Source organism: Pseudomonas sp. B20(2017) (assembly GCF_002113125.1).
Lineage (GTDB): Bacteria > Pseudomonadota > Gammaproteobacteria > Pseudomonadales > Pseudomonadaceae > Aquipseudomonas.
In genome coordinates this window covers 188,551-209,579 of the sequence record NZ_NEJP01000008.1, presented here as the reverse complement: position 1 = coordinate 209,579, position 21,029 = coordinate 188,551, and the positions used below count along the sequence as shown (strand labels likewise).

Annotated in this window: 23 protein-coding genes and 2 pseudogenes; 12 read left to right on the top strand and 13 right to left on the bottom strand. The window is 59.5% G+C overall.

Annotated elements, in window-relative coordinates; translation table 11 throughout:
* Positions 1–9: 9 nt before the first annotated feature.
* Both cysD and CAF63_RS14270 read right to left on the bottom strand, forming a co-directional pair.
* Entirely contained in the window at positions 10–927 is a 918-nt protein-coding gene (gene cysD, locus CAF63_RS14275) for a sulfate adenylyltransferase subunit CysD (protein WP_007953546.1), read from the bottom strand.
* Positions 928–1,175: 248 nt separating this feature from the next.
* Entirely contained in the window at positions 1,176–1,934 is a 759-nt protein-coding gene (locus tag CAF63_RS14270) for a Nif3-like dinuclear metal center hexameric protein (protein WP_085685743.1), read from the bottom strand.
* A gap of 103 nt (positions 1,935–2,037) precedes the next feature.
* Between CAF63_RS14270 and algW the strand changes: the two genes are divergently transcribed.
* Both algW and CAF63_RS14260 read left to right on the top strand, forming a co-directional pair.
* Positions 2,038–3,195 (top strand): Do family serine endopeptidase AlgW, encoded by a 1,158-nt coding sequence (gene algW / locus CAF63_RS14265; RefSeq protein ID WP_007953548.1) that lies wholly within the window; start codon positions 2,038–2,040, stop codon positions 3,193–3,195.
* Positions 3,196–3,434: 239 nt separating this feature from the next.
* Entirely contained in the window at positions 3,435–3,860 is a 426-nt protein-coding gene (locus tag CAF63_RS14260; protein WP_143492456.1) for a hypothetical protein, read from the top strand.
* Between the two features lie 81 nt (positions 3,861–3,941).
* Here the strand turns inward: CAF63_RS14260 and CAF63_RS14255 are convergent.
* A pseudogene (locus CAF63_RS14255) lies at positions 3,942–4,160 on the bottom strand (aminotransferase class I/II-fold pyridoxal phosphate-dependent enzyme); the annotation flags it as partial.
* Here CAF63_RS14255 and CAF63_RS14250 point away from each other — a divergent pair.
* The 3 genes and pseudogenes from CAF63_RS14250 to CAF63_RS14240 all read left to right on the top strand — a co-directional run.
* A pseudogene (locus CAF63_RS14250) lies at positions 4,149–4,349 on the top strand (PDZ domain-containing protein); the annotation flags it as partial. The pseudogenes CAF63_RS14255 and CAF63_RS14250 overlap by 12 nt on opposite strands.
* A gap of 87 nt (positions 4,350–4,436) precedes the next feature.
* Positions 4,437–6,542, top strand: coding sequence for a TonB-dependent siderophore receptor (locus CAF63_RS14245; RefSeq protein ID WP_085685739.1), 2,106 nt, complete (start codon positions 4,437–4,439; stop codon positions 6,540–6,542).
* A gap of 12 nt (positions 6,543–6,554) precedes the next feature.
* Positions 6,555–7,274 carry a DUF4198 domain-containing protein gene (locus CAF63_RS14240; RefSeq protein WP_085685737.1) on the top strand — a complete coding sequence of 240 codons (720 nt, stop codon included), beginning with the start codon at positions 6,555–6,557 and terminating at the stop codon, positions 7,272–7,274.
* A gap of 117 nt (positions 7,275–7,391) precedes the next feature.
* On the opposite strand, the gene hisC is transcribed toward CAF63_RS14240, so the two are convergent.
* The 10 genes from hisC to CAF63_RS14190 form a co-directional block, all read right to left on the bottom strand.
* A complete protein-coding gene (gene hisC, locus CAF63_RS14235; RefSeq protein WP_085685735.1) occupies positions 7,392–8,444 on the bottom strand; it encodes a histidinol-phosphate transaminase in 1,053 nt (350 codons plus the stop codon).
* A 2-nt stretch (positions 8,445–8,446) separates the two neighbouring features.
* Positions 8,447–9,772 (bottom strand): histidinol dehydrogenase, encoded by a 1,326-nt coding sequence (gene hisD / locus CAF63_RS14230; RefSeq protein WP_007953552.1) that lies wholly within the window; start codon positions 9,770–9,772, stop codon positions 8,447–8,449.
* Between the two features lie 125 nt (positions 9,773–9,897).
* Positions 9,898–10,533: an ATP phosphoribosyltransferase gene (hisG, locus tag CAF63_RS14225; protein ID WP_007953554.1), complete on the bottom strand. Its 636-nt coding sequence runs from the start codon at positions 10,531–10,533 to the stop codon at positions 9,898–9,900.
* 127 nt (positions 10,534–10,660) lie between these two features.
* Complete coding sequence (murA, locus tag CAF63_RS14220) at positions 10,661–11,926, bottom strand: UDP-N-acetylglucosamine 1-carboxyvinyltransferase (protein WP_085685733.1); 1,266 nt, start codon at positions 11,924–11,926, stop codon at positions 10,661–10,663.
* Between the two features lie 22 nt (positions 11,927–11,948).
* Entirely contained in the window at positions 11,949–12,188 is a 240-nt protein-coding gene (locus tag CAF63_RS14215; RefSeq protein ID WP_039769303.1) for a BolA family protein, read from the bottom strand.
* A 115-nt stretch (positions 12,189–12,303) separates the two neighbouring features.
* A complete protein-coding gene (locus CAF63_RS14210; protein WP_007953557.1) occupies positions 12,304–12,609 on the bottom strand; it encodes a lipid asymmetry maintenance protein MlaB in 306 nt (101 codons plus the stop codon).
* The gene (locus tag CAF63_RS14205; RefSeq protein ID WP_039769300.1) at positions 12,606–13,256 is read right to left on the bottom strand and encodes a phospholipid-binding protein MlaC; all 651 of its coding nucleotides are present in this window, start codon (positions 13,254–13,256) and stop codon (positions 12,606–12,608) included. Before CAF63_RS14205 ends, CAF63_RS14210 begins: the two co-directional genes overlap by 4 nt.
* Before the next feature lie 11 nt (positions 13,257–13,267).
* Positions 13,268–13,735, bottom strand: a complete 468-nt coding sequence (gene mlaD, locus CAF63_RS14200; RefSeq protein WP_007953559.1) for an outer membrane lipid asymmetry maintenance protein MlaD — start codon at positions 13,733–13,735, stop codon at positions 13,268–13,270.
* Positions 13,735–14,532 (bottom strand): lipid asymmetry maintenance ABC transporter permease subunit MlaE, encoded by a 798-nt coding sequence (mlaE, locus tag CAF63_RS14195; RefSeq protein ID WP_007953561.1) that lies wholly within the window; start codon positions 14,530–14,532, stop codon positions 13,735–13,737. The genes mlaD and mlaE overlap by 1 nt, the downstream gene beginning before the upstream one ends.
* Positions 14,532–15,344, bottom strand: a complete 813-nt coding sequence (locus CAF63_RS14190; protein ID WP_085685731.1) for an ATP-binding cassette domain-containing protein — start codon at positions 15,342–15,344, stop codon at positions 14,532–14,534. The genes mlaE and CAF63_RS14190 overlap by 1 nt, the downstream gene beginning before the upstream one ends.
* Before the next feature lie 275 nt (positions 15,345–15,619).
* On the opposite strand from CAF63_RS14190, the gene CAF63_RS14185 reads away from it, so the two are divergent.
* From CAF63_RS14185 to hpf, 7 genes are all read left to right on the top strand, one after another.
* Positions 15,620–16,594, top strand: a complete 975-nt coding sequence (locus CAF63_RS14185; protein WP_011332477.1) for a KpsF/GutQ family sugar-phosphate isomerase — start codon at positions 15,620–15,622, stop codon at positions 16,592–16,594.
* A complete protein-coding gene (locus CAF63_RS14180) occupies positions 16,595–17,119 on the top strand; it encodes an HAD family hydrolase (RefSeq protein ID WP_011332476.1) in 525 nt (174 codons plus the stop codon). It abuts the gene before it with no gap.
* A gap of 8 nt (positions 17,120–17,127) precedes the next feature.
* Positions 17,128–17,700: an LPS export ABC transporter periplasmic protein LptC gene (lptC, locus tag CAF63_RS14175; protein ID WP_007953568.1), complete on the top strand. Its 573-nt coding sequence runs from the start codon at positions 17,128–17,130 to the stop codon at positions 17,698–17,700.
* The gene (gene lptA / locus CAF63_RS14170) at positions 17,687–18,232 is read left to right on the top strand and encodes a lipopolysaccharide transport periplasmic protein LptA (RefSeq protein WP_085685728.1); all 546 of its coding nucleotides are present in this window, start codon (positions 17,687–17,689) and stop codon (positions 18,230–18,232) included. Before lptC ends, lptA begins: the two co-directional genes overlap by 14 nt.
* Complete coding sequence (lptB, locus tag CAF63_RS14165) at positions 18,232–18,957, top strand: LPS export ABC transporter ATP-binding protein (protein ID WP_085685726.1); 726 nt, start codon at positions 18,232–18,234, stop codon at positions 18,955–18,957. Before lptA ends, lptB begins: the two co-directional genes overlap by 1 nt.
* A gap of 185 nt (positions 18,958–19,142) precedes the next feature.
* Positions 19,143–20,636, top strand: coding sequence for an RNA polymerase factor sigma-54 (locus CAF63_RS14160; RefSeq protein ID WP_011332472.1), 1,494 nt, complete (start codon positions 19,143–19,145; stop codon positions 20,634–20,636).
* 73 nt (positions 20,637–20,709) lie between these two features.
* A complete protein-coding gene (gene hpf, locus CAF63_RS14155; protein ID WP_007953578.1) occupies positions 20,710–21,018 on the top strand; it encodes a ribosome hibernation-promoting factor, HPF/YfiA family in 309 nt (102 codons plus the stop codon).
* The last annotated feature ends 11 nt before the right edge of the window (positions 21,019–21,029 follow it).

Below are 21,029 nucleotides of genomic sequence, written 5' to 3'. Positions count from 1 at the left end.
GACAACCCCTTAGAAATAACCCTGACGTTTCTTGTCTTCCATCGAGCCTGCGCCATCGTGGTCGATGACCCGGCCCTGGCGCTCGGAAGTTCGCGTCAGGAGCATTTCCTGAATGATGTCCGTCAGGCTTTCGGCCTCGGACTCCACCGCGCCCGTCAACGGGTAGCAGCCAAGGGTACGGAAACGCACTTTCTTTTTGACGATGCGCGCCTTGTCTTCATCAGACAGGTGCTCGAGGATGCGCTCGTCGTCGATCATGATCAGCGTGCCGTTCTTCTCGATCACTTCGCGTTCGGCCGCAAAGTACAGCGGTACGATCGGGATGCCTTCGAGATAGATGTACTGCCAGATGTCCAGCTCGGTCCAGTTCGACAACGGGAACACACGAATGGATTCGCCCTTGTTGACCTTGCCGTTGTAGACGTTCCACAGCTCGGGACGCTGGTTCTTCGGGTCCCAGCGGTGCTTGCTGTCGCGGAACGAGTAGACGCGCTCCTTGGCACGGGACTTCTCTTCATCGCGACGGGCACCGCCGAAAGCGGCGTCGAAACCATGCTTGTCGAGTGCCTGCTTCAGGCCCTCGGTCTTCATGATGTCGGTGTGCTTGGCGCTGCCGTGGGTGAACGGGTTGATGCCCTGCGCAACGCCATCCGGGTTGACGTGGGTGATCAGGTCCAGGCCCAGCTCTTCGACCATCTTGTCGCGGAACTTGTACATCTCCTGGAATTTCCAGCGGGTGTCGACGTGCATCACCGGAAACGGCAGTTTGCCCGGGAAGAACGCCTTGCGTGCCAGATGCAGCATCACGGCGGAGTCTTTACCGATGGAGTACAGCATCACCGGGTTGTCGAACTCGGCGGCCACCTCGCGGATGATGTGGATGCTTTCCGCCTCCAGCTGTTTCAGATGCGTCAGTTTGTCGACCATGGCTACTCACGAAAGCTTTCTTATGAACGGCCAGCGGGCCGTGTTCGAGCGGGGAATCCTAGCACAGCGACCTCTTCTAATCAGGACGCCAACTAGATCGAAAGGGCATATGAATATGCCTGCTGGTTCGGCCAATACGGACCCTGTGGGAGCGAGCTTGCTCGCGAAAGCGGTCTGCCATCCGATGAAAAAGTCGGCTAACAGACTCCTTCGCGAGCAAGCTCGCTCCCACAAATATGAAGGTAATCTCAGATCGGATTCGGGCAGTCGATGAAGATGTGCTCCAGGGCAAACCGCTTCGCCAGATAGTCGCCCAGCGCCTGCGCGCCGTAGCGTTCAGTGGCGTGGTGGCCAGCGGCGATGAAGCTGATGTCGTTTTCCCGGGCGCTGTGGAATGTCTGCTCGGAGGCTTCACCGCTGAGGAACAGATCGACGCCGGCAGCGATGGCATTGTCGATATAGCCCTGACCGCCGCCGGTGCACCAGCCGACCCGGCGGATCATCGCGCTGCCTTCGACCAGCAGCGGCTCGCGGCCCATGACTTCCTGCACTTTGCGGGCAAAGTCACGCGGGGTCATCGGCTCGCTCAGTGAACCGACCAGACCGACGATTTTCAGGTTGTCCGGATCCAGCGGCCCTTCGACGGTGATGTCAAGCTGACGCGCAAGCTGCACGTTGTTGCCGACGTCCGGGTGCAGATCCAGCGGCAAGTGATAGGCCAGCAGACTGATATCGTGCTTGAGCAGCGTCTTCAAACGGCGCTGCTTCATGCCGGTGATGCACGGGTTCTCGCCCTTCCAGAAATAACCGTGATGCACCAGCACCAGATCGGCTTCGGCTTCGACAGCGGCATCGAGCAACGCCTGGCTGGCGGTGACGCCACTTACAATGCGCATCACCTGCGGACGGCCCTCGACCTGTAGGCCGTTGGGGCAATAATCGGCAATTTTCGCACTGGCGAGGTAACGGTCGGCTTCTTCGACCAGGGTAGTGAGGGCTACGGCCATGAAAGACTCCTGAAAATCCCGTTCAGAGGCACGCGCGGCCTCGTATAATGCGCGACATTATGGGCGGTCTGACCCCGCCTGCAACTTTTCCAGGACGTGCTTAATGCTCAAGGCGCTGCGTTTTTTCGGCTGGCCGCTGTTGGCCGGCGTGCTTATCGCTCTGTTGATTATTCAGCGTTACCCGCAGTGGGTCGGGCTTCCGAGCCTCGACGTCAACCTGCAACAGGCCCCGCAGACCACCAGCGTGCAGCAGGGGCCGGTGTCCTATGCGGACGCGGTGACCATCGCTGCGCCGTCGGTGGTGAACCTCTACACCACCAAAGTCATCAACAAGCCGAGCCATCCGCTGTTCGAGGATCCGCAGTTCCGCCGCTTCTTCGGTGACAACTCGCCGAAACAGAAACGCATGGAATCGAGCCTCGGCTCCGGCGTGATCATGAGCCCGGAAGGCTACATCCTGACCAATAATCACGTCACCAGCGGCGCCGACCAGATCGTCGTGGCGCTAAAGGACGGTCGCGAAACCCTGGCTCGGGTGATCGGCAGCGACCCGGAAACCGACCTCGCGGTCCTGAAGATCGACCTGAAGACGCTGCCATCGATCACCGTCGGCCGCTCCGACAACATCCGCATCGGCGACGTCGCACTGGCCATCGGTAACCCGTTCGGCGTCGGGCAGACCGTGACCATGGGCATCATCAGCGCCACCGGCCGCAACCAGCTGGGCCTGAACAACTACGAAGACTTCATCCAGACCGACGCGGCGATCAACCCGGGCAACTCCGGCGGCGCGCTGGTGGATGCCAACGGCAACCTGACTGGCATCAACACTGCGATTTTCTCCAAGTCCGGGGGTTCACAAGGGATCGGTTTTGCGATCCCGGTGAAACTGGCGATGGAGGTGATGAAGTCGATCATCGAACATGGCCAGGTGATTCGCGGCTGGCTCGGCATTGAAGTGCAGCCGCTGACCCAGGAACTGGCCGAGTCGTTTGGCCTGTCCGGGCGTCCGGGGATCGTGGTGGCGGGGATTTTCCGCGACGGCCCGGCCCAGAAAGCCGGCCTGCAACTGGGCGACGTGATCCTGAGCATCGACGGCGAACCTGCTGGTGATGGCCGCAAGTCGATGAACCAGGTAGCGCGGATCAAACCAACCGACAAGGTCACGATTCAGGTGATGCGCAATGGCAAGGAGTTGAAGCTGACTGCTGAAATCGGTCTGCGTCCGCCGCCGGCGCCAGTCAAGGAAAAAGAAGAGTAAGACTCGCCACAAATGACTATGAGAGCGGCGACGTTCACGCCGCTCGCTCACCCAGACATGCAATATGTCTGAAAGCCCATTTGATTGGATTCGCGATAACTCACCAAACCAATGAATCTAGCTCACCTGTCAGATATGACAGGTGAGCTCAGTTCGTCTGTAGATTAATGTTGAGCTTCCTCAGCCACGCCATTAGAAACCGAGTTGTCGATAAAACCTGGTTTCTACAAGGGAAAGCCATGACGACTCAGAAAATGTATAAATTCGAGCCTCAACCAGACTTCGACGATGGTAATGTAACAATCAACTGGAGAGGGATCACGCTTACTTCAACAATCGTATTTTTCAGGCCGGGCTTGATTACTGCAAGTTACTTGAAGTCGGCTAGCACTTCGAAGTCTAAGGGCGGAACAGAGCACGACACCTTTGTTGTATCGCTGCTGAACGGCACACCTTACGACTTTCAACAGTTCTATGAACGAGGCGTTACTGAACAACATTTTCAGTGGGCACTCAATTATGCGGATGTTATGCACTATCCAGAAACGGGCACAGTTACTGGAAAGTTCACAACAGGGTACGCAAGTATCGAGGCGACAATTCACATGATTTTCGCCGACAAGTCGGTGGCCGAAATAACATTCAAGGCCAGAAAAAGAACCTAGTTACTCCACCCCTACAGGGTTGATGGTCACTGCCGAACAACAGTTCCCGGTCATATACCGGGAACTGTGTTCATTCAACAATCACAAATCGCCGAGCCCATCGATCAACGACTGATTCTGCTCCGGCGTAACGATCGAGATCCTCAGGAACTGGGCAATCCGCTCCTGCTTGAAGTGGCGCACGATCACGCCCTGTTCACTCAGTTTGGCCGCCACCCCTGCCGCATCGTGTTGCGGATGCCGAGCGAAGATGAAGTTGGCCGCTGACGGCAGCACTTCGAAGCCCTTGGCCTGCAACTGGGTGGCGTGATTCTGAGCATCGACGGCGAACCGGCCGGCGATGGCCGCAAGTCGATAAACCAGGTAGCGCGGATCAAACCGACCGACAAGGTCACGATTCAGGTGATGCGCAATGGCAAGGAGTTGAAGCTGACTGCCGAGATCGGCCTGCGTCCGCCACCGGAACCGATGAAGGAAAAAGAAGAGTAAGACTTTGCTCGCGTTATTGGCGCGAATAACAGACATTCTCAACAGGCATGTTATATTGTTTCAATTAGCACATTGGAACAACATAACATGTCGTCTCGAAAAAAGGCCTCCCTCCTCGGCCTGACCCTTGGCCTGCTTGGCGATCCCGCGTTTGCAGATGAACCGCAAACGCTTGAACTCGACGCCATCAGCGTCATCTCCGATTACGAATCCCCTGCCGGCCCGGTCAAAGGCTATCGCGCTACCCGCTCGTCCAGCGCCACCAAAACCGACACCGCGATCCGCGATATTCCGCAGGCCATCAGCGTGGTGCCCGCCAGCGTGCTCAAGGATCTGGGCAGCACCAGCGTAGAACGCGCGCTGGATTTCGCCGGTGGCGTGTCGAAGCAAAACAACTTCGGCGGCCTGACGCTTTACGAATACAGCGTGCGCGGCTTCACCACCTCTGAGTTTTACCAGGACGGTTTCAGCGCCAACCGTGGTTATCCGAGCACACCGGACGCCGCCAACATCGAGCGCATCGAAGTGCTCAAAGGACCAGCCGCCAGCCTGTACGGGCGAGGCGATCCGGGTGGCACGGTGAACATCGTCACCAAAAAACCGCTGCCCGGAACATTCACTACCCTGCAAACCAGTGCCGGCAGTTGGGATCGTTATCGCACCGCGCTGGACGTCAACACGCCGCTGGATGATCAGGGTGATGTGCTGTCGCGGATCAACCTCGCGGTCGAGGACAACAACAGCTTTCGCGATCACGTCGACAGCAAACGCGTCTTCGTCGCCCCCTCTTTCAGTTGGCAGTTGACCCCGGACACCAGCCTGCTGGTGGAGAGCGAATTCGTGCGTCATAGCTCAACCTTCGACCGCGGCATCGTTGCGCCAAACAATAAATGGAGCGGCGTCTCGCGCTCGACATTCCTCGGTGAGCCGAACGACGGCAACATCGACAATCACAACAACAGACTGCAAGCCACGCTTGAGCACCACCTCAACGATGCCTGGAAACTGCGCCTGGCCAGCCATTACAAGGAAGGCAAACTCTGGGGATTCGCCTCCGAAAACCGCCCTTTGAATGCCAATGGCCACACAGTCAACCGCCGCTATCGCGAACGCGATACCAACTGGCACGACAGCATCACCCAGCTGGAACTGCGCGGCCTGTTCGACCTCGGCACCTGGCAGCACGAACTGCTGATCGGCAGCGAGTACGAGAATTTCCGCAAGAACGAGCGCATCACCACCATCGCCGGCGGGCCTTACGCCATCGATATCTATAACCCGGTGTACGGCCAACCGAAGCCCAACGGTGCACGCTCCGGCACAGACTTCTTCGAACACGTCGAAAGCCATGCGCTGAACCTGCAGGATCAAATCGTCTTCAGCGAAAAACTGCGCGGGATGATCGGGGCGCGCTTCGAGCACTTTGAGCAAGACATCGATGACCACAGCCGAAACACCACCAGCCGCCAGACCCACGACGCGCTCACCCAACGTGCCGGCCTGCTCTATCAACTGACCCCGGACACCGGCCTGTTCGCCAACGCCTCGACCTCATTCAAACCGAACAACGGCCTCGATGCGGCTGGCAAATCCTTCGATCCGGAAGAAGGCGTGGGTTACGAAATCGGCGTCAAGAACGAGCTGTTCGACGAACGGTTAAGCAGCACCCTCGCCTTCTTCCATATCGACAAGGAAAACGTCCTCGCCCTCGACCCGGGCACCGACACCAGCCGCGCCATGGGTAAGGCCCGCAGCCGGGGTTTCGATCTGCAAGTCACCGGGCAAGTCACCGACGCCGTCAGGGTGATCGGCGCCTTCGCCTGGATCGACGCCGAAGTCACCAAGGGTGATGCCGCGATTCCTGCCGGTAGCCGCATCCTCGGGGTGGCCAAACGCAGCGGCAGCCTGCTGGGTGTCTACGAGTTTCAGGACGGCCGCTTGCGCGGCTCGGATATCGGCGCGGCGTTCACCTACGTCGGTGACCGCTCAGGTGATTCCGGCAGCGATTTCGAGCTGCCGGCCTATCACACCGTCGACCTGCTGGCCCATTACAAGGCCAGCGACACCGTCACTCTCGGCCTGAACCTGAACAACCTGTTCGACGAAAAGTATTACGAGCGCTCGTACAGCAACTACTGGGTCAACCCCGGCGAGCCGCGCAATTTCACGGTTAGCCTGACACTCAACCTGTAAAAGGACGTCACCATGCAATACGGCAAATCCCTGCTGCTCATCGCCGCCCTGTTCGCCACTCACGCCTCGGCCCATGGTTTGTGGACCGAACAACGGCGCGGCAATATCGAAGTCGTCTACGGCCACGGTGCCGAGGACAATGCGTTCAAACCACAAAAAGTCAGCGGGGCGTGGGCCTTTGACGCGAGCGGCAAGATGATTCCCGTCAGTGTGCAGCGCCTGGCGGATCACGCCCGCCTGCAACCGTTGAAACCGCCGGCGGTGTTGGCCGTGGCCCTGAACAACGGCATGTGGTCGCAAACCGCCGACAAGAAATGGATCAACGAGGGGCGCAGCAAAGTCCCGGGCGCCATCGAGTCGACCGAGACACTCAAGTACAGCCTGGCGATTTATCAGCCGGGAGCGAAGCTGCCCAAACTGGATCAGATCAAATTGCTGATTTTGCCGGAGGTCGATCCTCTGACCGTCGGGCCGGGGAAATCATTGCCGGTGCGGGTGTTGCTGGATGGCAAACCGGCGGCGGGCGTAAAGTTGATCGGTGATTACCGCAGCGCGCCGAATACCTTGACCACTGTAACCGACAAGGAAGGCCGCGCGCGGGTGCTGGTGCGTAATGAGGGATTGAATGTAATTGCGGCGCAGGTGGAAGTGCCGGTGAAGGACAGCCCGGACGTTAATAGTCGAGGGCTGTTCAGCTCGTTGACGTTTTTGGGCGAGCCACATCACGAGTAATCAATACAGATTGATGTGGGAGCGAGCCTGCTCGCGATTGCGTCGAGTCAGCCAGCACAGATGCGACTGTCCGTCCGCTATCGCGAGCAGGCTCGCTCCCACAGCATCGGCGGTGTATCAGAGATCGCCGAGCCCATCGATCAACGCCTGATTCTGCTCCGGCGTGCCGATCGAGATCCGCAGGAACTGAGCAATCCTTTCCTGTTTGAAGTGGCGCACGATCACGCCCTGTTCACGCAGTTTGGCTGCCAGCCCCGCCGCATCGTGTTGGGGATGCCGGGCGAAGATGAAGTTCGCCGCTGACGGCAACACTTCAAAGCCCTTGGCCTGCAACTGCGCAACCACCCATTCGCGACTCTCGATGACCAGTGCGCAGGTCTTGTCGAAGTATTCGCGATCTTCGAACGCCGCCGCCGCGCCGACATTCGCCATGCGATCGATCGGGTAGGAGTTGAAGCTGTTCTTGATCCGCTCCAGCGCCTCGATCAGATCCGGATGGCCGACCGCCAGACCGACCCGCAGGCCCGCCAGCGAACGGGACTTGGACAGGGTCTGAGTCACCAGCAGGTTCGGATAACGGTCGACCAGGCTGATCGCGGTTTCGCCGCCGAAGTCGATGTAGGCCTCGTCGACCACCACGACCGAATCCGGGCTGGCCTTGAGAATCTGCTCGACCGCTTCCAGCGCCAGCAGGCAACCGGTCGGAGCGTTCGGGTTAGGGAAGATGATCCCGCCGTTCGGCTTGGTGTAGTCGGCCGGGTTGATCCGGAACTGCGCGTCCAGCGGCACCGCATCGAACTTGATGCCGTACAGGCCGCAGTAGACCGGATAGAAGCTGTAACTGATGTCCGGGAACAGGATCGGCTGATCGTGTTGCAACAGGCCGTGGAAGATGTGCGCCAGCACTTCATCCGAACCGTTGCCGAGGAACACTTGGTTACTCAGCACTCCGTAGTACTTGGCGACGGCGTTTTTCAACAGGTCGCTGTTCGGATCCGGATACAGACGCAGGTTGTCGTTGAGTTCGGTCTGCATCGCCGCCAGGGCTTTTGGCGACGGGCCGTACGGGTTTTCGTTGGTGTTGAGTTTGACCAGACGGGTCAGCTTCGGCTGCTCGCCCGGTACATACGGCACCAGATCCTTGACGAACGGGCTCCAGAATTTGCTCATGTTCAGTTCCCCTTCACTTCGTCTTTGATGCGGTATTCGGCGCTGCGCGCGTGGGCGCTCAGCGATTCGCCACGGGCCAGGATCGATGCGGTCTTGCCGAGCTCCGAAGCACCGGCCTCGGAGCAGAAGATGATCGACGAACGCTTCTGGAAGTCATACACGCCCAGCGGCGAGGAGAAACGCGCGGTGCCGGAGGTCGGCAAAACGTGGTTCGGACCTGCGCAGTAGTCGCCCAGCGCTTCGGAGGTGTGGCGGCCCATGAAGATAGCGCCGGCGTGGCGGATCTGCGGCAGCCAGGCCTGCGGGTCGGCGACCGACAGCTCAAGGTGTTCCGGGGCGATGCGGTTGGCAACTTCGATGGCCTGGGCCATGTCACGCACGTGGATCAGGGCTCCACGGCCATTGATCGAGGTTTCAATAATGGTCGCGCGATCCATGGTCGGCAGCAGTTTGTCGATGCTCGCGGCGACCTTGTCGAGGAATTCGGCGTCCGGGCTGACCAGAATCGCCTGGGCGTCTTCGTCGTGCTCGGCCTGGGAGAACAGGTCCATGGCGATCCAGTCCGGATCGGTCTGGCCGTCACATACCACGAGGATTTCCGACGGGCCGGCGATCATGTCGATGCCGACCTGACCGAACACGTGACGCTTGGCAGTGGCGACATAGATGTTGCCCGGGCCGACGACCTTGTCCACCTGCGGCACGCTTTCGGTGCCATAGGCCAACGCGGCAACGGCTTGTGCGCCACCGATGGTGAACACCCGATCAACGCCGGCGATGCACGCCGCCGCCAGCACCAGTTCGTTGACTTCACCGCGCGGGGTCGGCACCACCATGACCACTTCGGTCACGCCGGCGACTTTGGCCGGAATCGCGTTCATCAACACCGACGACGGGTACGACGCCTTACCGCCCGGCACGTACAGACCGGCGCGATCCAGTGGCGTGACCTTCTGGCCCAGCACCGTGCCGTCGGCTTCGGTGTAGCTCCAGGAATCCTGCTTCTGTTTTTCGTGATAGCTGCGCACGCGAGCGGCGGCTTTTTCCAGCGCTTCGCGTTGTGGGACAGTGATGCGGGTCAGGGCCAGTTCCAGACGCTCGCGCGGCAGGATCAGGTCCGCCATCGAAGCGACTTCCAGGCCATCGAATTTCTGGGTGAACTCGACCAGCGCCGCGTCACCGCGCTCGCGCACAGCCTTGATGATGTCCAGCACCCGCTGATTGACCGAGTCGTCAGACACACTTTCCCAGCTCAGCAGATGATCCAGATGATGCGCGAAATCCGGGTCAGCAGCGTTGAGTCGGCGAATTGCAGTCGGTGCGGTCATAGCGAGAGCCTCATAGGAATGGCAAAAACTCAGGCGCCCTAACTTAGCAGTCGTTTCCGCTTGGGCACCTGAGATTCTGGCTATGAGGCGGATAGACGGGCGCGACTTAACGTCGCGCAGGTACATCAGCCGCGGTGTCGAGACTCCACTGCCTTGCGCAGGGTGTCGATCAACGCCTGGATTCGGGCGTGTTGCATTTTCATCGAAGCTTTATTGACCACCAGACGCGAGCTGATCGTGGCGATCAGTTCCTGGGGTTCCAGGCCGTTGGCGCGCAGGGTGTTGCCGGTGTCGACCACGTCGATGATCTTGTCGGCCAGACCGATCAGCGGTGCCAGTTCCATCGAGCCGTACAGCTTGATGATGTCGACCTGACGGCCCTGCTCGGCGTAGTAACGCTTGGCGACGTTGACGAATTTGGTGGCGACACGCAGGCGGCCCTTGGGCTCGACCGCGCCGACCTTGCCGGCGGTCATCAGCTTGCACTGGGCAATCTGCAGGTCCAGAGGCTCGTAAAGGCCTTGGCCGGTGTATTCCATCAGCACATCTTTACCGGCAACGCCGAGGTCGGCCGCACCATGCTCGACATAAGTCGGCACGTCGGTGGCCCGCACGATCAACAGGCGAACGTCTTCCTGGGTCGTGGGAATGATCAGCTTGCGGCTCTTGTCCGGATTCTCGGTCGGCACGATGCCCGCTTCGGCGAGAAGCGGCAGGGTGTCGTCAAGGATGCGGCCCTTGGACAGTGCGATGGTCAACATGGGAAACGTCAGTCCTTATCAAGGTACTCATGCCCGGTCGCAATCGGCGCCGGACATACATCGAGGGCGTTGCCACCCCCGATCAAAACGAATTCAACGGACACTTCCCTGTGTCCAGATGCAGCGATCAGCCCGGAACGCGACGGATCTTGGCGCCCAGCATCTGCAGTTTTTCCTCGATGCACTCGTAACCACGGTCGATGTGGTAGATGCGGTCGATCAGGGTATCGCCCTGTGCCACCAGTGCCGAAATCACCAGGCTCGCCGAAGCACGCAGGTCGGTTGCCATCACTGGCGCGCCCTTGAGTGTTTCGATGCCGGTCACGATGGCGGTGTTGCCTTCGACCTGGATGTGCGCGCCCATGCGGTGCAGTTCGTACACGTGCATGAAGCGGTTTTCGAAGATCGTCTCGATGACCGCACCGGTGCCTTCGGCAATGGCGTTCAGCGAGATGAACTGCGCCTGCATGTCGGTCGGGAACGCCGGGTACGGCGCAGTGCGCACGTTGACCGCTTTCGGGCGCTTGCCGTGCATGTTCAGCTCGATCCAGTCTTCACCGGTGGTGATCTCGGCGCCGGACTCACGGAGTTTTTCCAGGACGGCTTCGAGGATGGTCGGATCGGTGTCCTTGACCTTCACGCGGCCGCCGGTGACCGCAGCGGCCACCAGATAGGTGCCGGTTTCAATACGGTCAGGCATGACCTTGTAGAAAGCCGAACCCAGACGCTCGACGCCATCGATGGTGATGGTGTCGGTGCCGGCGCCGGAAACCTTGGCGCCCATGGCGTTGAGGAAGTTCGCCAGGTCGACCACTTCAGGTTCGCGAGCGGCGTTCTGCAACACGCTGCGGCCCTTGGCCAGAGCGGCAGCCATCATGATGTTCTCGGTGCCGGTCACGCTGACGGTATCGAAGAAGAAGTGCGCGCCACGCAGGCCGCCTTCTGGCGCCTTGGCCTTGATGTAGCCGCCCTCGACGTCGATCACTGCGCCCATGGCTTCCAGGCCACGGATGTGCAGGTCGACCGGACGCGAACCGATGGCGCAACCACCAGGCAACGCGACTTCGGCCTCGCCGAAACGCGCAACCATCGGGCCCAGTACCAGGATCGAGGCACGCATGGTTTTCACCAGTTCGTACGGAGCGACCAGAGTCTTGATGGTGCGCGGGTCGATTTCGACGCTGAGCTTCTCGTCGATCACAGGCTCGATGCCCATGCGACCGAACAGCTCGATCATGGTGGTGATGTCGTGCAGGTGCGGCAGGTTGCCGACGGTAACCGGGCCATCGCACAGCAGGGTGGCGGCCAGGATCGGCAGGGCGGAGTTCTTCGCCCCGGAGATGCGGATCTCGCCATCAAGACGAGCGCCACCGGTAATAATCAATTTATCCATAAGAATCTCGACGCCCTAGGGCTCAGGTGCGCTCGGCCCAGGCCGCGCTGCTGAAAAATTTCATAGTGACCGCGTGGATGCTGCCATCGGCGATCCAAGGGTTCAAATGGGCATAGATGCTTTGCTGACGCTTGACCGGGCTCAACGCCGCCAGTTCATCACTAATCACGTTCAGCTGAAAGTTGCAGCCTTCGCCTTCAACTTCCACCAGCGTTCCTGGCAGCTTTCCTTCAAGGAAGCTCTTCACTTCTACGGCCTGCATGCTCAACCTCAATCGGCGCCCTGTGCGCACGGGTCGGACATCATACAAAAAAGCCCCGCGCCTGCGAACCCCGCTGCGCAGGACTCTGACGGGGGGCTTCTCTATTGATGCGGGTTCAGGGTTGCGCCAACAGCTCGGTCAGCTCGCTGACCTGAGCAATTTCGCGCATGTCTTCGGGCATCCCGCGGATGCTGACCGCCTTGCCGGCAGCCTTGGCATCGCGAATGAAGCACAGCAGCAGCGACAGACCGACGCTGCTGGACTTCTCCACCGCCGAACAATCGATCACCAATGCCGGGGCATTGCACGACTTGATCAGCGCCCGGCCCTGCTCGCGCAGGTCGGGACCGGTGCGGTAATCCAGCACGCCGCTGAGCTGCAGCTCGCTGGCTTCGTCCAGACGAATGGCCGACTCGGTCATTGGGCTGGCTTCTCGTTCTGTTCGGCCGACTGTTTGGCCTTGGCGACTTCACCGGCCCAGCCGTTGATGGTCTTGTCCAGGTCGTTGCCGTTGCGCTGCATCGCGTCGGCGAACTGGTCACGGAACAGCTTGCCGATGTTGATGCCGTTGATGATCACATTGCGCAGTTTCCACTCGCCGTTGATCTTCTCCAGGGTGTACTGCACAGGGTAGATCGCGCCATTGTTGCCTTTGACGGTCATTCCGACACTGGTGCGGTCGCCCGACTCATCCTTGGGCGCATCGACGGTGATGCCCTGGTTGTTGTACTCGAGCAAGGCGTTGCCGTAGAACTGGAACAGACCGCGCTTGAAGTTTTCCTCGAAGGTCTTCATCTGCGCCGGGGTTGCCTTGCGCGAATACTTGACCGTCATGATGCTCTTGGAAATACCTTCGGCATCGACCACAGGGCCGACGATGGTGTTCAGCGCCGTATAGAAATCCTGCGGATCCTGCTTGTACTTCTCTTTATTGGCCGCCAGGTCGGCGAGCATCCGGTTCGTGGTGTCCTGAACCAGATCGTGCGCCGATTGTGCCGCCACGGCGTTAGCCACCAGCGGCAGTGCCGCAAGCAACACCAACAGGCCACGTCGCAAGGTAGAGATCATTCAAAAGCTCCTCATTTGGCGTCTTTGCTAACGGTATTGAGCAGGAATTTACCGATCAGATCTTCCAGTACCAGAGACGACTGCGTGTCGTGGATGGTTCCACCATCCTTGAGCCGGGTGTCTTCCCCGCCCACGCTGATACCGATGTATTTCTCGCCCAGCAGACCCGCAGTCAGGATAGATGCTGTGGAGTCGGTCGGCAGATTGTCGACGCTTTTATCCACTTGCAGGGTCACCCGACCGGTGAAGCTGTCGCGATCCAGATCGATTGCGGTGACCTTGCCGATCGTCACACCCGCCATGGTCACTTTGGCTCTGACCGTCAAACCGGCGATATTGTCGAAATATGCGTAAAGCTTGTAGGTATCGGTGGTCGAAGTCGGAGACAGGCCACTGACCCGCAGGGCAAGCAGCAACAAGGCCAGGATCCCTGCCAGCAGGAACAGGCCGACACCGATTTCCAGGGTGCGGTTTTGCATCAGAAATCTCCAAACATCAAAGCGGTCAGAATAAAGTCCAGGCCGAGTACTGCCAGCGAGGCATAAACCACGGTCTTGGTGGTGGCACGGCTGATCCCCTCGGAAGTGGGTTCGCAGTCATAGCCTTGAAATACGGCGATCCAGGTGACGACAAAAGCGAACACTGCACTTTTGATGATGCCGTTGAGCACATCGTCACCGAAGCTCACGCTGTTCTGCATGTTCGACCAGTAGGAACCTTCGTAGACGCCCAGCCAGTCGACAGCGACCCACGAACCGCCCCAGATGCCGACCACGCTGAAGATCATCGCCAGCACCGGCAGGGAAATGAAGCCGGCCCACAGACGCGGGGCGATGATGTACTTGAGCGGGTCGACCCCGATCATTTCCAGGCTGGACAGCTGTTCGGTGGATTTCATGTTGCCGATTTCCGCCGTCAGCGCCGAACCGGCACGACCGGCGAACAACAGCGCCGTCACCACCGGCCCCAACTCACGCAACAGGGTCAGCGCCACCATCTGCCCGACAGCCTGCTCCGAGCCATAGCTCGACAGGATGTTGAAGCCCTGCAGCGCCAGCACCATGCCGATGAAGATCCCGGACACCACGATGATCACCAGCGACATCACACCGACGGAATGCAGCTGTTTGACCAGCAGGCCAAAACCGCCGCCGATACCGCCACGCCCGAGCAAGGCATGAAACAGAAACAGGGTCGAACGCCCGAACACTGCGACGCTGTCGATTCCGGCGAGGCCGAAACGACGCACACGCTCCATTAATGTAATTCTGCGCATCAGCGGCGCTTCCCCAGAAGATCGGCGCGGTAATCCGGCGCTGGAAAGTGATACGGCACCGGGCCATCAGGCTCACCGGTCATGAACTGACGGATACGCGGATCATCCGAGTTCATCAGCTCGTCCGGCGTGCCCTGCCCCAATACCTGGCCATCACCGACCACATAGATGTAGTCGGCGATGCTCGCGGTTTCGGCGAGATCGTGGGAGACCACGATACTGGTGATTCCCAGGGCATCGTTGAGCAGACGGATCAGGCGAACCAGAACGCCCATCGCGATCGGATCCTGGCCGACGAACGGTTCGTCGTACATGAGAATCTGCGGATCGAGGGCAATGGCCCGGGCCAGGGCGACACGGCGTTTCATGCCACCGGACAACTCGTCGGGCATCAATTCGATGGCTCCGCGCAGCCCGACAGCCTGTAATTTCATCAGGACGATATCGCGGATCATCTCGTCCGGCAGGTCGGTATGAACACGCAGCGGGAAGGCGACGTTCTCGAACACATCGAGATCGGTGAACAGCGCACCGCTCTGAAACAGCACGCCCATGTGCTTGCGCGCATCGAACAGATCGCTGCGCGACAGCTTCGGCAGGTTCTGGCCGTTGACCCAGACCTCGCCTTTCGATGGCCGCAACTGGGCGCCCATCAGGCGCAACAGCGTGGTCTTGCCACACCCGGAAGGCCCCATGATGCCGGTGACCTTGCCGCGCGGGATGCGGATATCGACGTTATTGAAAATGCTCCGCGCACCGCGCTTGAAGGAGACTCCCTTCAGCTCGACCGCGTAGGCGTTATCGGCACTCATCTAAACTCCTTGCGATGCAGCCTCTCACTCGGATGCCTGGCTTTCTGAGGAAAGCCCCTACATCCCGGGCAGGCCGAACTGGCGGCGAACTATATCACTGCAAAGGGCAAGCGCCCAAGGCCTGCACCGCCCCGCATTCTGCGATATGAAGGGCTCCACGGGTTATTTGGAGGGTTTTGGTAACGAGGAATGACAAAGCACGACGAACTTGCGTGAGGCTTTTCAACATAACCGCTATAATCGCCGCCTTTTCATCGGGCTATACGATTTCTGACATGAGCCAAACCAGCGACCTGATTCAATCGGCACAACGCACCATCCGCCTCGAAGTGGAAGCCGTACAAGGCTTGTTGCCCCATATCGACGCCGATTTCGTACGCGCTTGCGAGATGATTCTGGCCAGCAAGGGCCGTGTTGTCGTGGTCGGCATGGGCAAGTCCGGGCACATCGGCAACAAGATTGCGGCGACCCTGGCCAGTACCGGCACTCCGGCGTTTTTCGTGCACCCGGCCGAGGCGAGCCACGGTGACATGGGCATGATCACCCGTGACGACGTGATTCTGGCCCTGTCGAACTCCGGCTCCACCAACGAGATCGTTACCCTGCTGCCGCTGATCAAGCGCTTGGGCATCCAGTTGATCAGCGTCACCGGCAACCCGCAATCGCCGCTGGCCAAGGCCGCCGAGGTCAACCTCAACGTTCACGTCGAGCACGAAGCCTGCCCGCTGAATCTGGCACCGACCTCCTCGACCACCGCCGCACTGGTCATGGGCGACGCCCTGGCCGTGGCGCTGCTGGAAGCGCGCGGTTTTACTGCCGAAGATTTCGCCTTTTCCCACCCGGGCGGCGCACTGGGCCGACGCCTGCTGCTGAAAGTGGAAAATGTCATGCACGCCGGCCAGGAACTGCCGCAGGTACAGCGCGGCACCCTGCTCAAGGACGCGTTGATGGAAATGACTCGCAAGGGTCTGGGCATGACCGTCATTCTTGAAGCCGATGGCAAACTGGCCGGGATCTTCACTGACGGTGACCTGCGCCGCACCCTGGATCGCAGCATTGATATCCACAGCGCCACCATCGACCAGGTGATGACCGTGCACGGCAAGACCGCCCGCGCCGAGATGCTCGCCGCCGAAGCCCTGAAAATCATGGAAGACCACCGAATCAACGCACTGGTTGTCGTGGATGAAGAAGATCGCCCGATCGGCGCCTTCAACCTCTCCGACCTGCTGCGCGCAGGAGTGATGTAAATGAGCACCGATCTGCTGCAACGCGGCAAAGCCATCAAGCTGGCGGTTTTCGACGTCGACGGCGTCCTCACCGACGGGCGCCTGTACTTCCTTGAAGACGGCAGCGAGTTCAAGACTTTCAACACACTCGATGGCCAAGGCATCAAGATGCTGATGAACGCCGGCGTACAGACCGCCATCATCAGCGGGCGCAAGACCCCGGTGGTCGAGCGCCGGGCAAAAAACCTGGGCATCCCGCACCTGTTTCAGGGCCGCGAAGACAAACTGGTCGTTCTCGACGGTCTTCTGGAGCAACTGGGCCTAAGCTATGAACAAGTGGCGTATCTGGGTGACGACCTGCCGGACCTGCCGGTGATCCGTCGTGTCGGACTGGGCATGGCCGTGGCCAACGCCGCCGCTTTCGTGCGCGAGCATGCTCACGGTGTCACCCAGGCCCGTGGCGGTGAAGGTGCCGCCCGCGAATTCTGCGAACTGATCCTGCGCGCCCAAGGCAGCCTCGACGCCGCCAACAACGCGTACCTGTGAGTCAAACCATGTTTAGCAAAAAGTTTCGCAACATCCTGCTGTTCGGCTGCATCGCGGCGATTTTCGGCGCTGTCGGTTACTGGAACATCAGCCCGGAGCGCTTTCTCGACAAGCCGCCTGTCTCGGCGGAAGAGAGCCCGATCGACTGGTACGCGACCAATACCCACACGATCCAGTACCTCGAAGACGGCAAAGTGCAGTACGAAATGACGTCGGACAAGGCGGAACACGTCAAGGCGACCGACATCACATTGGTCACCAAGCCTGACCTGAACATGTTTCGCGGCACCGATTTTCCGTGGCACGTGACCAGCGAGCGCGGTGAAGTGAACTCAGGCGGCACCGAAGTCGAGCTGATCGACTCGGTTCGGGTCAAACGCACTGATGAAAAGAACCGCGATACGCTGATCACCTCCACGCGTATGACAGTATTCCCGCAGCAACAATATGCGCAGACCCAGCAACCCGTTAGAATCGACGGCGCTGGCGGTGTATCGACTGGCGTAGGAATGAAAGCGTATTTGAAGGAAAGCAGGATACACCTGCTATCGAACGTAAGAGGACAGTATGAGGCTCGTTAAAACCCTCCCTATTTTGCTCAGTCTGGGCGCAGCACTGGGAAGCGTGAGCGCCTGGGCTCTGCCGAACGATAGCCAGCAACCGATCCGCATCCAGGCCGACGATGCCCAGCTCGACGACAAGAACGGCGTGGCGACCTACAAGGGCGATGTGATCATCACCCAGGGCTCCATGATTGTTAAAGGCAACACCGTGACCATGACCCGGGCGCCGAACGGCGACATCGACGTTGTGACTTCGGTGGGCAACCTCGCCTATTTCGAACAGTTGCAAACCCAGGGTGACGCCAAACCCGTGCAGGGCTGGGGCGTGACCATTCAGTACCACGCGCAGCAAAACCGCGTTGTGCTGATCGACAAGGCAAAAGTCGTCGACAAGGACAACAACACCACTCAAGGCGAAAAAATCGTCTATGACACGGTGAAGAAACTGGCCAGCGCCGGTCGCGCTACCGGCAACAAGGTCACCGAGTCGCGTCCGCGCATCGACATGGTGATCCAGCCGAAGAAGAAAACCGACGAGAAAACCCAGTAATGGCAACTCTGAAAGCTCAGCACCTGGCCAAGGCCTATAAAAGCCGCCAGGTTGTGCGCGACGTCAGCCTGTCGATCGACAGTGGCCAGATCGTCGGCCTGCTCGGCCCGAACGGCGCCGGCAAGACTACGTGCTTCTACATGATCGTAGGTCTGGTTCAGGCGGATCAGGGCCGCGTACTGATCGACGATCTGGACGTCAGCCACCAGCCGATGCACGGTCGCGCCAAGGCCGGTATCGGCTATTTGCCGCAAGAAGCGTCGATCTTCCGCAAACTGTCGGTGGCCGACAACATCATGGCCATCCTAGAAACGCGCCAGGAACTCGACAAGGCCGGCCGCAAAAAGGAACTGGAAAGCCTGCTGCAGGAATTCCACATCAGCCACATCCGCGACAACCTCGGCATGAGCCTGTCCGGTGGCGAGCGCCGCCGGGTAGAAATCGCCCGCGCACTGGCTACCGCTCCGAAGTTCATCCTGCTCGACGAACCGTTCGCCGGTGTCGACCCGATTTCCGTGGGCGACATCAAACAGATCATCCACCACCTCAAGGCCAAGGGCATCGGTGTATTGATCACCGACCACAACGTCCGCGAGACGCTGGATATCTGCGAAACTGCCTACATCGTCAACGACGGCCAACTGATCGCAGAAGGCGACTCGGAAACCATCCTCGCCAACAATCTGGTGAAGGAAGTCTATCTGGGTCACGAGTTCCGCCTGTAAGCATTGTGCTGCATGGCCGGACGCCGGGCGCTGTGTGGATGAAACGGCTTTTTATAGGGTTTTATTGTTACAGCGCTCTAGGCAAACACTTCAGTTTCGGGCATATAATTTGCTTAAGTTTGGCGCTTCGGCGCCCTGTAGTGGATGGCGCATAGCGCCGGCGAATAAGGTGTTAAGCCCCTGCCATGAAACCATCGCTAGTCTTGAGAATGGGCCAGCAGCTGACGATGACACCGCAGCTGCAACAGGCCATCCGCCTGCTCCAATTGTCGACCCTGGATCTGCAACAGGAAATCCAGGAGGCTCTGGAATCCAATCCGATGCTCGAACGCCAGGAAGACGGCGACGACTTCGACAACTCCGATCCCATGGCCGACAACGCCGAACAGAAGCCCAATACCGAAATCCAGGAACCCTCCTATCAGGAGACCGCGCCGACAGTCGATAACCTCGAAGACGGCGAATGGAACGAGCGAATCCCCAACGAACTACCCGTCGACACCGCCTGGGAAGACGTCTACCAGACCAGCGCCAGCAGCCTGCCAAGCAGCGATGACGACGAGTGGGACTTCACCACCCGCACCTCCGCCGGCGAGAGCCTGCAAAGCCATTTGCTTTGGCAGTTGAACCTGGCACCGATGTCCGACACCGATCGCCTGATCGCCGTCACCCTGATCGATTGCATCAACAATCAGGGCTATCTCGACGAAACCCTCGAAGAAATCCTCGACGCCTTTGATCCGGAACTTGACATCGAGCTGGACGAGATCGAAGCCGTCCTGCACCGCATCCAGCAGTTCGAACCCGCCGGCATCGGTGCACGCAACCTGGGCGAATGCCTGCTGCTGCAATTGCGCCAGCTCTCGGCCAAAACGCCTTGGCTGGCCGAGGCCAAGCGCCTGGTCACCGATTACATCGACTTGCTCGGCAGCCGCGACTACAGCCAGCTGATGCGCCGCATGAAGCTCAAGGAAGATGAACTGCGCCAGGTCATCGAACTGGTGCAGAGCCTCAACCCGCGCCCCGGCTCGCAGATCGAATCTACCGAAGCCGAATACGTGGTGCCTGACGTGATCGTGCGCAAGGACAACGAGCGCTGGCTGGTCGAACTGAACCAGGAATCGGTGCCGCGCCTGCGGGTCAACGCCCAGTACGCCGGTTTCGTGCGCCGCGCCGACACCAGTGCCGACAACACTTTCATGCGCAATCAGTTGCAGGAAGCCCGCTGGTTCATCAAGAGCCTGCAGAGCCGCAACGAAACCCTGATGAAAGTGGCCACCCAGATCGTCGAGCACCAGCGCGGCTTCCTGGAATACGGCGACGAAGCCATGAAGCCGCTGGTCCTGCATGACATCGCCGAAGCGGTGGGCATGCACGAGTCGACGATTTCCCGAGTAACCACGCAAAAATTCATGCATACCCCCCGGGGCATATATGAACTGAAATACTTTTTCTCCAGCCATGTGAGCACCTCCGAGGGCGGCGAATGCTCGTCCACGGCGATCCGCGCGATCATCAAGAAACTGGTTGCCGCGGAAAATCAGAAAAAGCCGTTGAGTGACAGCAAGATCGCTGGTTTACTGGAGGCACAAGGCATTCAGGTGGCTCGCCGCACCGTCGCCAAGTACCGTGAATCCCTCGGGATCGCGCCTTCGAGCGAACGCAAGCGGTTGATGTAAGCCACGTTACAGCGTTCCAGTGGCAGGCTCTTCGGCCTGCCGCTTTATGCACTGGCAACGAAGGAGAAGCTGTATGCAAGTCAACATCAGTGGACACCAACTGGAAGTTACCCAACCTCTCCGTGAGTACGTTGAGCAAAAGCTCAAGAGGCTTGAGGGACATTTCGACAAGATCACCAACGTGCAAGTCACGATGTGCGTCGAAAAGCTGAAGCAGAAAATCGAAGCCACGCTGCATATTCCCGGCAACGAAGTCGTCGCAAACGCGGAGCATACCGATATGTACGCAGCGATCGACGCGCTGACCGACAAGCTTGATAAACAACTCAAAAAGCATAAGGAAAAGACCCAGAGCCTTCTTCAGGGCGCTACCGGTCGATAACCCCCACCCCC